This window comes from Rhodococcus sp. NPDC003322, from assembly GCF_053589555.1.
In genome coordinates, this window is the sequence record NZ_JBSFSC010000002.1 from 1,067,154 (window position 1) to 1,081,931 (window position 14,778).

At 67.8% G+C, this 14,778-nt stretch carries 14 protein-coding genes; 10 read left to right on the forward strand and 4 right to left on the reverse strand.

Annotated elements, in window-relative coordinates; translation table 11 throughout:
- The first annotated feature begins 1 nt into the window (after nt 1).
- Both ACWDUM_RS11255 and ACWDUM_RS11260 read left to right on the forward strand, forming a co-directional pair.
- Nucleotides 2-817, forward strand: a complete 816-nt coding sequence (locus tag ACWDUM_RS11255) for an SDR family NAD(P)-dependent oxidoreductase (protein WP_450134030.1) — start codon at nt 2-4, stop codon at nt 815-817.
- 24 nt (nt 818-841) lie between these two features.
- Entirely contained in the window at nt 842-1,765 is a 924-nt protein-coding gene (locus ACWDUM_RS11260; protein ID WP_450134031.1) for an NAD-dependent epimerase/dehydratase family protein, read from the forward strand.
- Between the two features lie 74 nt (nt 1,766-1,839).
- Here the strand turns inward: ACWDUM_RS11260 and ACWDUM_RS11265 are convergent, their stop codons facing one another.
- Nucleotides 1,840-3,681 carry a galactan 5-O-arabinofuranosyltransferase gene (locus tag ACWDUM_RS11265; RefSeq protein WP_450134200.1) on the reverse strand — a complete coding sequence of 614 codons (1,842 nt, stop codon included), beginning with the start codon at nt 3,679-3,681 and terminating at the stop codon, nt 1,840-1,842.
- Between the two features lie 113 nt (nt 3,682-3,794).
- Nucleotides 3,795-4,421, reverse strand: a complete 627-nt coding sequence (locus ACWDUM_RS11270; protein WP_450116756.1) for a TetR/AcrR family transcriptional regulator — start codon at nt 4,419-4,421, stop codon at nt 3,795-3,797.
- A 112-nt stretch (nt 4,422-4,533) separates the two neighbouring features.
- Here ACWDUM_RS11270 and ACWDUM_RS11275 point away from each other — a divergent pair, with 112 nt between their 5' ends.
- The 8 genes from ACWDUM_RS11275 to ACWDUM_RS11310 are packed head-to-tail and all read left to right on the forward strand — an operon-like array spanning nt 4,534 to nt 12,469.
- Entirely contained in the window at nt 4,534-5,325 is a 792-nt protein-coding gene (locus tag ACWDUM_RS11275; RefSeq protein ID WP_450134032.1) for a 3'(2'),5'-bisphosphate nucleotidase CysQ, read from the forward strand.
- The gene (gene cysD, locus ACWDUM_RS11280) at nt 5,322-6,227 is read left to right on the forward strand and encodes a sulfate adenylyltransferase subunit CysD (RefSeq protein WP_450134033.1); all 906 of its coding nucleotides are present in this window, start codon (nt 5,322-5,324) and stop codon (nt 6,225-6,227) included. Before ACWDUM_RS11275 ends, cysD begins: the two co-directional genes overlap by 4 nt.
- Nucleotides 6,227-8,128 (forward strand): sulfate adenylyltransferase subunit CysN, encoded by a 1,902-nt coding sequence (gene cysN / locus ACWDUM_RS11285; RefSeq protein WP_450134034.1) that lies wholly within the window; start codon nt 6,227-6,229, stop codon nt 8,126-8,128. The genes cysD and cysN overlap by 1 nt, the downstream gene beginning before the upstream one ends.
- Nucleotides 8,129-8,168: 40 nt before the next feature.
- Nucleotides 8,169-8,528 (forward strand): nuclear transport factor 2 family protein, encoded by a 360-nt coding sequence (locus tag ACWDUM_RS11290; protein ID WP_450134035.1) that lies wholly within the window; start codon nt 8,169-8,171, stop codon nt 8,526-8,528.
- The gene (locus ACWDUM_RS11295; RefSeq protein ID WP_450134036.1) at nt 8,525-9,331 is read left to right on the forward strand and encodes an SDR family oxidoreductase; all 807 of its coding nucleotides are present in this window, start codon (nt 8,525-8,527) and stop codon (nt 9,329-9,331) included. The genes ACWDUM_RS11290 and ACWDUM_RS11295 overlap by 4 nt, the downstream gene beginning before the upstream one ends.
- Before the next feature lie 25 nt (nt 9,332-9,356).
- On the forward strand, nt 9,357-10,499 hold the full coding sequence (locus tag ACWDUM_RS11300) for a sulfotransferase family protein (RefSeq protein WP_450134037.1): 1,143 nt from the start codon (nt 9,357-9,359) through the stop codon (nt 10,497-10,499).
- Nucleotides 10,500-10,524: 25 nt separating this feature from the next.
- A complete protein-coding gene (locus tag ACWDUM_RS11305) occupies nt 10,525-11,586 on the forward strand; it encodes a DUF1214 domain-containing protein (protein ID WP_450134038.1) in 1,062 nt (353 codons plus the stop codon).
- Between the two features lie 10 nt (nt 11,587-11,596).
- On the forward strand, nt 11,597-12,469 hold the full coding sequence (locus ACWDUM_RS11310) for a TIGR03619 family F420-dependent LLM class oxidoreductase (RefSeq protein ID WP_450134039.1): 873 nt from the start codon (nt 11,597-11,599) through the stop codon (nt 12,467-12,469).
- Between the two features lie 82 nt (nt 12,470-12,551).
- Here the strand turns inward: ACWDUM_RS11310 and ACWDUM_RS11315 are convergent, their stop codons facing one another.
- Together ACWDUM_RS11315 and ACWDUM_RS11320 are read right to left on the reverse strand one after the other, a co-directional pair.
- Entirely contained in the window at nt 12,552-13,313 is a 762-nt protein-coding gene (locus ACWDUM_RS11315; protein ID WP_450115623.1) for a decaprenylphospho-beta-D-erythro-pentofuranosid-2-ulose 2-reductase, read from the reverse strand.
- Complete coding sequence (locus ACWDUM_RS11320; RefSeq protein WP_450115622.1) at nt 13,313-14,764, reverse strand: FAD-binding protein; 1,452 nt, start codon at nt 14,762-14,764, stop codon at nt 13,313-13,315. Before ACWDUM_RS11320 ends, ACWDUM_RS11315 begins: the two co-directional genes overlap by 1 nt.
- Nucleotides 14,765-14,778 lie beyond the last annotated feature (14 nt).

A 14,778-nucleotide genomic window follows, 5' to 3' on the forward strand; every position in this document is an offset into this window, starting at 1 on the left:
CATGCCCAACCTCATGGCTTTCACTCCGGGTGCGATGTTGACCGACCGTCGCGCCGTGGTCACCGGCGGTGCCCAGGGTATCGGTGCCGCGATCGCGCGGTCCTTCGCCGCACACGGCGCCGACGTGCTCGTGGCCGATGTCGAACCGCTCGGCCCGCTCGAGTTCGACCCGTTCGCGGGCGGCTCGATCACCGCGGTCGAATGGGACGTCCGTGCGACGGCGTACCCGCCCGAAATCGTCGACCATCGCCCGGACGTGCTGGTCAACAATGTGGGCCACTACCTGCAGCCCCCGCACACCTTCGCCACCAACGCGCCGTCGCTGTGGGACGAGCTGCACGAGATCAATTTCGCCCATGTCCTGCGCCTGACGCAGGCACTGCTGCCGGGCATGACCGAGCGGGGAGGCGGCTCGATCATCAACCTCACGACCGTCGAGGCGCACCGGGCGATCCCCGGGCACAGCGTGTACTCCGCGTACAAGGCCGCGCTGACGCAGTTCACGAGTTCGCTGGCCGCGGAGGTGGGCCCGTCCGGCATCCGGGTCAACGCGATCGCGCCGGACCTCGTCGAGTCGGTCCAGGTGCCCTACACGTCGCTCGTCCCCGAGGAGGATCGCGAACTGTGGCCGACGTGGTCGCCGCTCGGCGGTCCGGGGCAGCCCGAGGACGTCGCCGGCGTCGCGCTCTTCCTCGCCTCCGACCTGTCGCGGTTCGTCACCGGCGGCACCATCCACGTCGACGGTGGCACGCACTCGTCCGGTGGCTGGGTCCCGCGTCGCTCCGGCGGCTGGACGAACCGTCCCCGCAATCCCTGATCCACCTCAACCGAAAGACACACCATGAAGATCCTGGTCATCGGCGGCACCGGCATGATCGGTGCACACACCGCCCTCCTGCTGCGCGAACACGGCGACGACGTCACCGTGGCCGGGCGCGGCCCGATCCCCGACGAGTCACTGGTCGCCGACTTCCCGCTGCTGGCGGGCGATTACACGGTGCCGTCGTTCACCCGTGAGGAGTTGTCGGGGTTCGACGCCGTCGTCTTCGCCGCCGGTCAGGACCCGCGCCACCGGACCGCCGCCGACAGCGATGACGACAAGTTCTGGGCGTCGACGCAAAGCGTCGGTGTTCCGCGCTTCGCGGAGCTCGCCAAGCAGGCCGGTGTGGGCCGCTTCGTGCAGGTCGGCAGCTACTACCATCAGCTGCGTCCCGACATCGCGACCACCAATCCCTATGTGGCGGCACGGAAGGCCGCGGACGAGGGTGCCCGCGCGCTCGCCGACGACTCGTTCACGGTCTGCACCCTCAATCCGCCCTCGATCATCGGCGTCGTGCCGGGAGCCTCGACCCGACGCTACCGGCGGATGGTCTCGTGGGCCGCGGGACGCGAGCCGGGCATTCCCGATTTCGCTCCCGTCGGCGGCACCAACTACATGTCGGCGCGCTCGCTCGCGCAGGCGGTCCGCGGTGCCGTGCACGGCGGCGAATCCGGTAAGGCGTACCTCGTCGGCGACGAGAACCTGGAGTACCGGCAGTTCTTCCAGCTGATGGTCGACGCGGCGGGCGGCGACCGGGAGATCGCCGCGCGGAACGAGGAGCACCCGCTGCTCTCGGACGCCGCGATCGTCCAGGGGCGGGGCAACACACTGGCGTACGAACCGGACGCCGACGAGACGCGGCTGCTCGGCTACGACCGGGGCGACTGCGCACGTGCCGTCGGAGAACTCGTCGAGGCGGTCATGGCGGCCGCGCCACGCGACTGACCGATCAGGCGTTACGCACCTGTGCGCGCTTTTGGTAGCGGGGACCACCAAGAGCGCGCACGGGCGCGAAGCGCTTACGTGCGGGTGACGACGGTGAACGGGCCGACGTCGGTGGTGGTGAAGCGGGGGTCGTCGAACAGCGACTTCGGGAAGCTCACGGTGTAGCGCTTGACGTTCGGGTCGTTCGGGTAGACGTCCTGGGCGAGGCGGAGGGTGTAGGCGTCGTCGCTGGACCGGAACACGAAGACGTCCGGTGCCCGCCAGGGGGATTCGTCCATCGCGGCGATCAGGGCATCGGGGGAGTCGGACTCGGCCCAGCGCGCGATCGCGGCGGCCCGCTCGTCGAACTGGGCCAGCGGGTTCGCGTAGTGCGACGTCAGCGCCTGGAACCCGAAGTACGGGTAGAAGGACAGGAAGCTGGTGTCGGCGGTGAGGACGACGGTGTCCGACCGCGCTCCCGGCCGCTGGGCCAGGATCGTCTCGTCCACCTGCCCGTAGTACGCGGCCGCGCCCGGCGGACGCTGGTCGGCGCGCACGCCGTCACCGTCGGTGTCGGTGTACGCGGTGTTGATTTCCGGCGCCAGGTGGTGCGGGATGGACTGCGCGAACGCCACCGCGCCCAGTGCGCCGACCGCGATCGCCGCGGCCTTCATCCGCGGGTTGTCACTGCTTGCGAGCAGGATCCAGCGGGTGAAGTCGACGAATCCGAAAACGCCTGCCGCGCCGAGCAACACCAGCAGCACCGGCTCCAGCCGGAACGAGAGCAGCGTGGTCCCGGCCGCGGTGAACGCCATCGACAGCAGCGACCACAGGTACACCGCGACCACCCCGATACCGAGGGACTGCGCCCGGCGTGAGGAGGACGCGCGGCCGACCAGCCAGACCGTGCCCAGGAGGCACAGCAGGCCGACGAGGGAGGCATCGAACATCGGCAGCGGCAGCGTGGACCCGGACTCGGGCAGGTAGTGGGTGGCGGTGCCGGACCCGGCGAGCGAATGCGTGCGCAGTGCCAGTAGGAACGGCGCCCACACGATCAGCGCGACCAGCCCCGCGATCACCGCGATCACGGCGAGTCGCCGGACCGGATCCCATGCCGCGCGGATCCCGTTCGCGCGCACCGCGAATCCTGCCGCGATCACTGCCATGAGGACCACCGCGAACGCCGCGTAGCCGAGGTAGAGGGTGTAGAACGTCGCGGCCAGTCCGAGGAACAGACCTGTTCCGAGCACCGCGCCCCAGCCTCCGCCGCGGACGTTCCCGGGCCGGTACAGGCCACCCCACGCCAGTACCAGCACCGGCGGCAGCAGGACGACGAGCACGGCGCTGTACGCCTCGGGCGAGGCGTAGGCGAGGGTGAGTGCCGTCGTCGCCGCCGTCGCGAGCACGGCGAGGTCGGCGCGAATCAGTTTGGACCACAACACGAGCGCCACGACGGCGGCGACCGCGATCGAGGCGATCGCATACGGTTTGAACGTCTCCCACCCGGCCATGCCGAGGAGGTTGGCGACCCGCCCGCCGACCCAGAACCAGCCGGACGGGTAGAAGGACGGCAGGTCCGCGTACGTCATGTCGTCGAGGCGGGCGGTGTCCGTCATCCGGGTCAGGAACTCGGTGCGGAACTCCTGATCCACGGAGACGCCGTGCAGGTACAGCTTGGTTGCGGCCAGCGGCATGCCGAGGGTGACGGTGACGAATCCGGAAATCCCAACCCACGACGCCAGCTTCGCGACCCTTGGGGCGCGGCCGGTCCGGAGGAACCACACCGACAGTGCGAGCAGTGCCAGGGCGGCCACCTGCCCGACCGTGGTCAGCGCGCGGGTGACATTGGAGGAGTTGAACGCCGGCCAGTCGACGACGGAGAACGCGACGAGGCCGACGGCGGCGACGACCGCTGCGGCGACAACGGCCAGCACCATCTCGACGAGTGTTCCGACTGCGCGGCGGGTGGGCTGGACGAGGTCGGGCGGGGTGGTGCTGGCGGTCGTCGTCACGAATCCGGAGTCTAGGCGCTACGGCGGCGCCGCCTCCGTCAGGTGGACGGCTCGGTTCGCGTGATCGCGCGGGTGATTGCCGCCGCCGAGAACGAGACGAGCTCGGACTGGTCGAGGTGAGCCGCCCAGTTGTTGGCGATGGTGGCTGCCACCCCCTGCAGTCCCGACAGCAGGAACGGAAGGACCCTCTCGTCGTCGAGCAGGATCCGCCCCTCCTCCTCGGCGGCCTCGGTCACCGCGCGCAGGACTTCCGCGTCGTAGAGGGCGGCCACTCGGTGGACCTCGTGGAGCGACTCGCGATCCGAGTCGGCGTTGCCCTCGGCGTCACGCCAGATCGCGGACATGCGCCCGACCCGGCCCCACCGCCGGGCCGAATCGTCGATGATGGCGACGAGTAGCGCCGTGACCCCGCCGTCTCGTGGCAGTGCGGCGACGCGTTCCGTCGACTCCACGATGGCCTCGTCGAGTAGCGCCATGAAGATGTCCTGCTTGTCCGCGAAGTACTGGTAGATGAGGCCGGTGCTCGTGCCGGCGCGTTTGGCGACCGAACGGATCGTCAACGCCGAGTAGCCGCCCTCCGCCAGCAGCGCCGCGGCGGCGTCCAGCGTTCGGCGTCGCCGAGCTTCGGCGTCGCCGTAGATCGACCCTGCGTTCGATTCGCTCACCGAATCACCGTACCGATCGGCTCGGGGTGTCGGGCACCGAATGTCCGACCAAGAATGAACATTGTTCGATCTAGTATTGAACAATGTTCATTCTGTGGCTACAGTCACTCGCATGACCACTAGTTCCGTGACCCCGACCACATCCGATTCCGGGACCGGGCAGCATCCTGACGGCCGCGCCGCAGTCGAAATCGCCACGGAGGCAGGGCGACTTCTCCTCGCGCACCGGGCGGGGCTGGCCGAGCCGGGTGTGGACCCGGCACAGGTCAAGGCCGCCGGAGACCGGCTGAGCCACGAGTTCATCGTCGCCGCGCTCGCGGAGCGCTTCCCGGACGACGCGGTGCTCTCCGAGGAGGGCGCCGACGACCTGGCCCGCCTCGACGCCGATCGGATCTGGATCGTCGACCCTCTCGACGGCACCCGAGAGTTCGGGGAAATGGGACGCACCGACTGGGCCGTGCACGTCGCGCTCGTCGAACACGGACGGCTGACGGTCGGCGCCGTCGCCATGCCCGCACTCGGTGTCACGTATTCGACCGGCGACATGCCGATCCCGCCGAGCCCCTTGGTCGGGGCGCCGAAGGTGGTGGTCAGCCGCACCCGCCGGCCGGAACCGGTGATGGCGATGGCTGCCGCCCTGGGCGCAGAACTGGTCGAGATGGGTTCCGCCGGTGCGAAGGCGATGGCAGTGGTCCGCGGCGACGTGGACATCTACGCCCACGCCGGTGGTCAGTACGAGTGGGACTCGGCGGCTCCGGCCGCCGTGGCCCGTGCTGCGGGACTGCATGTTTCGCGAATCGACGGTTCCGAACCCGTCTACAACCAGGAGAACCCCTGGTTGCCCGATCTGTTGATCTGCCGCCCGGAGTTGGCCGGCAAGGCATTGGAGGTACTTGCGCGATGACACGTGCACTGACCCACCTCGAGAGACTCGAGGCCGAGAGCATCCACATCATGCGGGAGGCCGTCGCGGGGAGCGAGAACCCCGTGATGCTGTACTCGGTCGGCAAGGACAGCGCGGTGATGCTGCACCTGGCCCGTAAGGCGTTCTTCCCGTCGCGGTTGCCGTTCCCGCTGCTGCACGTCGACACGACGTGGAAGTTCCGGGAGATGTACAAGCTGCGTGACGAGTCTGCTGCCGCAGGGGATTTCGATCTGCTGGTGTACCAGAACCCCGAGTGCGTGGAGAAGGGGATCAACCCGTTCACGCACGGGTCGTCGACGCACACCGACATGTGGAAGACCGAGGGCCTCAAGCAGGCCCTCGACCTCCACAAGTTCGACACCGCGTTCGGTGGTGCGCGGCGCGACGAGGAGAAGTCCCGCGCGAAGGAGCGGGTCTTCTCGGTCCGCTCCGCGGAGCACCGGTGGGATCCCAAGCGGCAGCGACCCGAACTGTGGCACATGTACAACGTCCGCCGGTCGCCGGGGGAGACGCTGCGGGTGTTCCCGCTGTCGAACTGGACCGAACTGGACGTCTGGGAGTACATCCGGCAGGAGAACATCCCGATCGTGCCGCTCTACTTCGCCGCGCAGCGGCCGGTCGTCGAACGGGACGGCACCCTGATCATGGTCGACGACGACCGGATGCCGTTGCGGCCCGGTGAAGTTCCCGAACTCAAGAGCGTCCGCTTCCGGACCCTCGGCTGCTACCCGCTGACCGGGGCCGTCGAATCCACGGCCGCGACCCTGACCGACGTCATCCAGGAAATGTTGCTGACCACCACGTCGGAGCGTCAGGGCCGCGTCATCGACCACGACAGCAGCGCCTCGATGGAGAAGAAGAAGCAGGAAGGGTACTTCTGATGTCCCACTCGTCCAACCTGATCGCCGAGGACATCGAGCAGTACCTCGCCCAGCACGCCACCAAGTCCATGCTGCGCTTCATCACCTGCGGCAGCGTCGACGACGGCAAGTCCACCCTGATCGGCCGGCTCCTGTACGAGTCGAAGCTGGTGTTCGAGGACCAGCTCAGCGCCCTCGAGAGCGACTCGAAGAAGGTCGGCACCCAGGGCGAGGGTCTCGACTTCGCCCTCCTCGTCGACGGCCTCGCCGCCGAACGCGAACAGGGCATCACCATCGACGTCGCCTACCGCTACTTCACCACCGAGCGGCGCAAGTTCGTCGTCGCCGACACCCCCGGCCACGAGCAGTACACCCGCAACATGGTCACCGGCGCCTCGACCGCCGACCTCGCGGTGATCCTGATCGACGCGCGCAAGGGCGTGCTCACGCAGACTCGCCGGCACTCGTATCTGGTGTCGCTGCTCGGTATCCGGCACGTGGTGCTCGCGGTGAACAAGCTCGACCTCGTCGACTACTCCCGCGAGGTGTTCGAGGGCATCGTCGACGAGTACACCGCCTTCGCGGCGGAGATCGGGTTGGCGAGTGTCGTCCCGATCCCGATGTCCGCGTACATGGGTGACAACCTCACCGAGCCGAGCCCGAACACGCCCTGGTACCGGGGTCCGTCGCTGATCGAGCACCTCGAGACCGTCGACATCGACGACGACCTCCGCGCCGGACCGTTCCGGATGCCCGTGCAGTGGGTGAACCGTCCCGACCTCGACTTCCGCGGATTCTCCGGGCAGATCGTCGGCGGCGCGGTGCGCCCGGGTGACCGCGTTCGGGTGCTGCCCAGCGGGACGGAGTCCACGGTCGCGCGGATCGTCACGATGGACGGTGACCTCGACGAGGGCGTCGCGGGCCGGTCGGTCACGATCACCCTCGCCGACGAGATCGACATCAGCCGCGGTGACGTTCTCGCAGTCGCTGACGCCCTGCCGGGGGTCGCCGACCAGTTCGAGGCGCAGCTGGTGTGGATGGGCGAGCACGACATGCTGCCCGAGCGTCCGTACGTCTGCCAGATCGGCACGATGACGGTGCAGGCGCGGATCACCAAGCCGAAGTACAAGATCAACGTCAACACGCTCGAGCAGACTGCCACGAACACCCTCGCCCTCAACGAGATCGGCGTGTGCAACATCAGCTTCGACCGGCCGGTCCCGTTCGACGCCTACGCCGACAACCGCGACACGGGCGGGTTCATCCTGATCGACCGGCTGACCAACACCACGGTCGGTGCGGGCATGATCGCGCACTCGCTGCGCCGGTCGGACAACATCCACTGGCAGGCCGTGGATGTGAACGCCGAGTCCCGGGCGGTCCTGAACGGTCACCGGCCGCAGGTGCTGTGGTTCACGGGTCTGTCCGGGTCCGGCAAGTCGACCATCGCGAACGAGCTCGAGCGGCAACTGCACACGAGCGGCTGCCACACCTACCTGCTCGACGGCGACAACGTCCGTCACGGTCTGAACCGGGACCTCGGGTTCACCGAGGCCGACCGGGTGGAGAACATCCGGCGGGTCACCGAGGTCGCCCGGCTGATGGCCGATGCCGGGCTGGTCGTGCTGGCGTCGTTCATCTCCCCGTTCCGGGCCGAGCGGGACGCGGCCCGCGAGCTGATCGGCGAGGACCGCTTCTGCGAGGTGTTCGTCGACACCCCGATCGACGTCGCCGAGTCGCGGGATCCGAAGGGGCTGTACAAGAAGGCGCGGCGGGGCGACCTGACGAACTTCACCGGCATCGACTCCCCGTACGAGTCGCCGGAAAGCCCCGAGCTGCGAGTCGACACGACCGTGACGACTCCCGCGGAGGCCGCAGTTCAGATTGTCGAGAAGCTCCGCAGCCGCGGCGTCATCGCCTGATCCAGCCCGATTCACCAACCACACCCGAGGAGCGTTCCCTGTGCCCACCCGAGACGAAATCTGTTCGGTGATCGATTCGTACGTCAAGCATCTCGGCGATCACGACGTCGATCAGCTGGTGTCGCTGTTCGCGGCGGACGCGGTCCAGCACGAGCCGCTGGGCATGCGGACCTACACCGGTGTCGACGAGATCCGGGCCTTCGGCACCGAGAACGCGAAGGTGGCGTTCACGGTGAGCCGGTACTCGCCGATCACCGTCACCGGCCGGTTCGCGGCGATGCAGCTGCGCGTGCAGCGCGAGGGCATGCCCGACTTCCTGTCCACCGACCTGTTCGAGTTCGGTGAGGACGGGAAGATCGTCTCGCTGAGCGTCGTTCTGGATCCCAGGGCGCAGGTATGACCTTGGGGTTGCCGCCGGTGATGCCGGCGATGCTCGACGGCAAGGTCGTGGTCGTCTCGGGTGTCGGTGAGGGGTTGGGACGCTCGGTCGCCGTGCGCAGCGCGCTCGCCGGTGCCCGGGTCGTCCTGGCCGCGCGGACCGAGTCCCGACTGACGGAGGTCGCCGACGAGATCCGGGAACTCGGCGGTACCGCGCTGTCCGTGCCGACGGACCTCACCGACGACGCGTCGGTCACGAATCTCGCCGATGCGGCGCTGGCCGAGTTCGGAGCGGTCGACACGGTGGTGCACAACGCTTTCGTGCAGCCGCCGCACGAGCGGCTGCTCGACGCCGAGTTCGAGTCAGTCCGGCAGGGCCTTGACATCAACCTGCTGGCCGCACTCAACCTGACCCGCAAACTCGCTCCCGCACTGGAGAAGTCCGAGGGGTCGATCGTGGTGATCAACTCGATGGTGCTGCGCAACCAGCTGCCGAACTTCGGTGCCTACCGGGTGCAGAAGGCCGGGCTGCTCGCGCTCGCCCGCAGTCTCTCGGTGGAGCTGGGCCCGATGGGTGTCCGAGTGAACTCAGTTGCACCTGGCTATATCTGGGCGCACCGGGTCAAGGCGATGGTCCAGAAGCAGGCAGAGCAGCGCGGCGTCGACCCGGCCGAGGTCTACGCGGAGATCGCGGCGGACACCGACCTGCGCCGGCTGCCGGAACCCGACGACATCGCGAACGCGGTGATCTTCCTGGCCTCCGACCTCGCCCGCGCGATCACCGGGCAGTGCCTGGACGTCAACTGCGGCCACGCACATCACTGATCCACCTTTCGCAAGGATGTAGGAAATGACTCAGGATTACGACGGAATCGGTTCCATCGAGGACCTGCACGCGCAGGCGCGCAAGGAGACCGGCCTCGGCGACTTCGGTGGCGACGAGTATCTCGAGGGTTTGCGGGTTCTGCTGGACTCGTTCGCACGCGAGGCCGACCTCACCCCGCACGGGCGAGTGATCGCCCGGAAGATGATCGTGTCCGCGCTCAGAGGCCGGCTGATCAGCGAGGCTGCGTTCGCGCGGCACCCCGAGCATGTCGATGTTGCGATCGAGCGGCCGATCTTCATGTGCGGACTGACCCGTACAGGCACCACCGCGCTGCATCGCCTCCTCAGCGCCGACCCTGCCAACCAGGGTGTCGAGATGTGGCTGGCCGAGGCGCCGCAGCCCCGTCCCGCCCGCGAGACGTGGTCCGCGAACCCCGATTTCCTCCGCGCCGACGCCTTCTACCGTGCTCGCCAGCAGAACGAGGCGGACCTGATGAAGGTGCACTTCATGGGCGCCGAGGAGGTCGAGGAGTGTTGGCGACTGCTCCAGCAGACGCTGCTGTCGACCTCGTTCGACACCGTGGCGTACGTGCCGTCGTACACGGAGTGGCTGGCGAAGCAGGACTGGACCGACACCTACGCCCGCTACAAGAAGAACCTGCAGCTGATCGGTATGAACGATCGTGATCGCCGCTGGGTTCTGAAGAGCCCGAGCCACGTCTTCGCGATCGACGACATCATGAAGGTCTTTCCGGACGCGCTGTTCGTCCGGACCTTCCGCGACCCGCACACCTCGATGGCGTCGACCTTCAGCCTGGCCGAGCAGGGCGGGCACGACATGTCGAAGGCCTTCGACCGCAAGACCATCGGACGGACCCAGTTGGACCTGTGGGCGCGCGGGAACGCGAACTTCCAGGAGGCTCGGGCCCGCCACAATCCGGAGCAGTTCATCGACATCGACTACCGGGACTTCGTGGCCGACCCGATCGGGACGGCCGAGACGGTCTACGACCGGTTCTCCCTGCCGTTCTCCGACGAGGCGCGCCGCGCGGTCGGCGCCGCCCACGAGGCCAGCCTCGCCGACCACCGTCGTCCGTCGCACAAGTACTCGCTCGAAGACTTCGGCATCACCGCGGCCGAGGTCGACGCCAAGTTCGCCGCCGTCTGACCCCTCACCTGGATAGGAATTCACAATGAACGCCACCTGGGAAAAGTTCTGCACCGACCTGCTCGAGGTCGGGAACATCCTGTCGGACCCGATCGTCCCGCAGGACGAGCTCACACAGGCCGAGGGCGTGCGCTACCTGTCACGCCTGCTGCGCTACGCGACGATCAACTGCGTCGAGTACACCGACCCGCGGTGGCCGCAGTTCACGTCCGCGCCGAACCCGAACATGATGACCAAGATCGGCGCCGACAACCCGGACAACATCTACATGCGCGCCAACATCTCCGGGCAGTACACGTACCGGATCACCGGAACCCGGGGCACGGTCCCGCTGATCACCTTCGGTTCCCGCGTCAACCGCTATCACATCGACGGCACCATGCTGCAGACCGGTGACCTGCACATCCACGACCTCGAGGTCGACGAGAACGGACGCTTCGAGTTCATCGCGAGCGTGGACGAGCCCGCCGAGGGCGCGTGGCTGCCGCTCGCACCGGACAGCAACCTCATCTCCGTGCGGCAGACCTATGCGAACCGGCGTGCCGAGGTGCCCGGCGAGCTGTCCATCGAGTGCCTGAACCCGGACGGCGAATTCGTTCCGCTGACCGAGGACGAGCTGGGCCAGCGGCTGGACCGGGCGATCGGCATGCTGAAGGGCTCGGCCGCCACGTTCCTCGAGTGGTCGCGTGACTTCATGCCGCAACCCAACGAGATCTTCGACCGCGGGCAGGAGCAGTTCCAGAAGGCCGGCGGCGATCCGACGATCTTCTACTTCCACGGCTACTGGAAGCTCGCCGAGGACGAGGCATGGGTCATCGAGACCGAGGTCCCGAACTGCGAGTACTTCAACTTCGTGCTGCAGAACTTCTGGGTCGAGTCGCTCGACTACAACCGGACGAACATCTACATCAACAACCACACCGCCAAGCTCAACGACGACGGGACGTTGACCATCGTGGTGGCGGCCAAGGATCCGGGCTACGGCAACTGGATCAACACCGACGGCCACGCCGAGGGCACCTGGGCGATGCGCTGGATCAAGGCGGACTCGCACCCGATCCCGACGTCGAAGGTCGTGAAGCTGTGAGGTCGGCGCGATGAAGTGGTCACTCGCCGCGGCGATGATCGACGCCCGCGACCTGTGCGAGCTCGCACAGGTCGCGGAGGAAGTCGGGTTCGACTCGATCGCGATGCCGGACTCGGTGTTCTACCCGGAGACGGTGTCGGCCGACTATCCGTACACGGCCGATGGCAAACGCATGTGGTCGGGCGAGACTCCGATGCCGGACCCGTTCATCGCGATGACCGCGATGGCCGCGGTCACCGAGCGGCTGCGCTTCTACACCAACGTGCTGAAGTTGCCGCTGCGTGATCCGCTGCTGACCGCCAAACAGATCGCGACCATGGCGGTGATGTCGGGCAACCGCATCGCCGTCGGCGTCGGGCTGTCGTGGATTCCGGAGGAGTTCCGGTTCACCGGTACCGAGATGTGCACGCGAGGTGCGCGCACCGACGAGGCGATCCAGATCGTCAAGGCGGTGTGTGCGGGTGGCGGTCCGCAGTGGGTCGAGTTCCACGGGAAACACTACGATTTCGACCGACTGATGATCAGCCCGGCGCCGGACCTGCCGGTACCGATCTACGTCGGTGGGCACAGCGAGCCCGGCCTGCGCCGCGCTGCGCGTCTCGCCGACGGCTGGATCTCCGTCAACGTCCCGGTGGAGGAGTTGACCACCGCGATCACGCGGTTGGAGAAGCTCCGCGCCGAGAACGGTCGCGCCGGTGAGCCGTTCGAGATCAACGTGTCCCCGACCGGGGTGCGGAATTTCGACGAGTACCGCGCGCTCGCGGACATCGGCGTCACCGAGTGCCGCGTCTCGCCCTGGTACCTCTACCGCGCGGATTTCACCAGCCGCACCGCCCGGCTCGACGCGGTCCGCCGGTTCGCGGACGAGGTCATCGCCGCCTGACGCCCCGAAACGCCGAACGGGAGTTCGCCGCACCTGTCGAGAAGGTGTGCGGCGGACTCCCGTTCGGGTGTTCGCGGCGGTACTAGACCGGCAGCTTGCGGAAGATCGCGCGCGGGACGTGCCGCAGCACCATCATCACGAAGCGGAACGGGCCCGGCGCCCAGACGATCTCCTTGCCCTTGTCGGACGCGGCGACCGCCAGCTTGGCGACATCCTCCTTGTTCACCGTCAGCGGTGCCTCGTCGACGTGCGCGCTGAACTGGGTGCGCACCATGCCGGGGCGGACGACCGTCACCTTCGGGCCGAACGGGGCCAGCGCTTCGCTCAGACCGAGGTAGAAGCCGTCCAGGCCGGCCTTGGTGGAGCCGTAGACGAAGTTGGCGCGCTTGACGCGCTCGCCGGCCACCGACGACATCGCGATGATCCGGCCGAAGCCCTGCGCCTTCATCTTCTCCGCGAGCAGCACGCCGACCGAGACGGACGCGGTGTAGTTCACATTCGCCACCAGCACCGCCTTGCGCTGGTTCTGCCACAGCTCCTCGGCGTCGGCGTCGAGGGCGAACGCGACGATGGCGACGTCGACGTCGGACTTGGCCCACGCCTCGTCGATCACCTTCGGGTGCGACTCGGTGTCGAGCGCGTCGAAGTCGACGATGTCGACCTCGGTGGCACCGGCGTTCTTCATCTGCTGGGTGGCCTTCTCGCGCAGCGGATCACCCGGCAGCGCGGCGAGGATCACCCGCATCGGGGACTTGCGCAGGTACTCCTCGCAGATGGCCAGGCCGATCTCGGAAGTCCCGCCGAGCAGCAGCAGCGTCTGGGGGTTGCCCACCGCGTTGATCATCAGTTCAGCTCCAGCCTTCTGGACATGTCGGAGGCGAAAACGCCTGTGGGGTCGTACTTGCGGCGGGTGGCGATCCACTCGCCGATCCGCGGGTACATCGCGTGGAAGGTCTCGGCGTTGGTCCGCGAGTCCTTCGCGGTGTAGAGCCGTCCGCCGAATTCGAGGACGCGCCTGTCGAGGTCGGTGACGAACTCGTTCAGGCCGGCCTTGATCGGGAAGTCGACGCAGACGTTCCAGCCGCGCATCGGGAAGCTCAGCGGCGCCTGGTTGCCCTCGCCGAACAGCTTGAACACGTTGAGGAACGAGTAGTGCCCGGACCGCTGGATGTCGACGATGATCTTCTTGAACTCGTCGACCGCGTCGGTCGGCACCACGAACTGGTACTGCAGGAAGCCCTTCGAACCGTAGGCGCGGTTCCACTCACCGAAGAGGTCGAGCGGGTGATAGAACGCGGTCAGGTTCTGAACCTGCCCGGTGGCGTTCTTCGTCTTCCGGTAATACAGCTCGCCGACGATCGTGAAGTCGAACTTGTTGGCGAGGCCGTTCGGGAAGATGTCCGGGAACGTCACCAGCGGCTTGGCGTTGAACCGCAGCGGATCCTTCTGCAGCTTCGCGGGCAGCTGGTCGAGCTTGGCGAGCGAGCCGCGGGAAACGGCGGCGCGACCGAGCTTCGGCGGTGCGGAGATCGCGTCGAACCACGCCGACGAGTAGTCGTAGTTGTTCTCGGAGCCGTCGCTGTGCAGGGCGATGGTCTCGTCGAGGCCGCTGGTGCGCACGCTGTCGGCGATGAAGTACGCCGTCTCGGTGTGCGTCATCTGGATCGTGGCCTTGAGGATGATGCCGGTCAGGCCCATCCCGCCGACCGTCGCCCAGAACAGCGCACCCTTCGGGTCCTGCCTGCCACCCTTCGGGGTCAGCGTCCGGACCTTCCCGTCGGCGGTGAGCAGGTCCAGCGAGACCACGTGGTTGCCGAAGCTGCCGGCGCTGTGGTGGTTCTTGCCGTGGATGTCGGAGCCGATGGCGCCGCCGATGGTGACCTGCCGGGTGCCGGGTAGGACGGGAACCCACAGCCCGAACGGCAGCGCCGCGCGCATCAGCTGGTCCAGGTTCACGCCGGCGTCGACCTCGACGAGGCCGCTCTCCCGGTCGATCCGGTGGATCTTGTTCAGAGCATTCATGTCGATGACCAGGCCGCCCGCGTTCTGGGCCGGGTCGCCGTAGGAACGGCCGAGGCCGCGGGCGATGACGCCGCGGCGCAGGTGCGATGGCTTGCCCTCGTTCTTCTCGGCGACCTGGGCGACCGCGGCTGCGATCACCTCGACGTCGGGAGTGGAGAGCACCTCCGCGGTGGTGGGCGCGGTGCGCCCCCATCCGGTGAGGGTTCGGGTCTGGGTGGTCAGAGGCCGCGGTGCCGCGGGGGCAGTGGGCGCCTCGTCTGCTGTCGTGGACATCGCCACAGAGGTTA

Excerpts from the sequence above, each read along its gene's own strand:
- ACWDUM_RS11315 (WP_450115623.1), bottom strand. The coding sequence starts at position 13,313 with ATGATCAACGCGGTGGGCAACCCCCAGACGCTGCTGCTGCTCGGCGGG.
- ACWDUM_RS11255 (WP_450134030.1), top strand. The coding sequence starts at position 2 with ATGCCCAACCTCATGGCTTTCACTCCGGGTGCGATGTTGACCGACCGT.
- ACWDUM_RS11305 (WP_450134038.1), top strand. The coding sequence starts at position 10,525 with ATGAACGCCACCTGGGAAAAGTTCTGCACCGACCTGCTCGAGGTCGGG.
- cysD (WP_450134033.1), top strand. The coding sequence starts at position 5,322 with ATGACACGTGCACTGACCCACCTCGAGAGACTCGAGGCCGAGAGCATC.
- ACWDUM_RS11300 (WP_450134037.1), top strand. The coding sequence starts at position 9,357 with ATGACTCAGGATTACGACGGAATCGGTTCCATCGAGGACCTGCACGCG.
- cysN (WP_450134034.1), top strand. The coding sequence starts at position 6,227 with ATGTCCCACTCGTCCAACCTGATCGCCGAGGACATCGAGCAGTACCTC.
- ACWDUM_RS11310 (WP_450134039.1), top strand. The coding sequence starts at position 11,597 with ATGAAGTGGTCACTCGCCGCGGCGATGATCGACGCCCGCGACCTGTGC.
- ACWDUM_RS11260 (WP_450134031.1), top strand. The coding sequence starts at position 842 with ATGAAGATCCTGGTCATCGGCGGCACCGGCATGATCGGTGCACACACC.
- ACWDUM_RS11320 (WP_450115622.1), bottom strand. The coding sequence starts at position 14,764 with ATGTCCACGACAGCAGACGAGGCGCCCACTGCCCCCGCGGCACCGCGG.
- ACWDUM_RS11295 (WP_450134036.1), top strand. The coding sequence starts at position 8,525 with ATGACCTTGGGGTTGCCGCCGGTGATGCCGGCGATGCTCGACGGCAAG.
- ACWDUM_RS11265 (WP_450134200.1), bottom strand. The coding sequence starts at position 3,681 with ATGGTGCTGGCCGTTGTCGCCGCAGCGGTCGTCGCCGCCGTCGGCCTC.
- ACWDUM_RS11275 (WP_450134032.1), top strand. The coding sequence starts at position 4,534 with ATGACCACTAGTTCCGTGACCCCGACCACATCCGATTCCGGGACCGGG.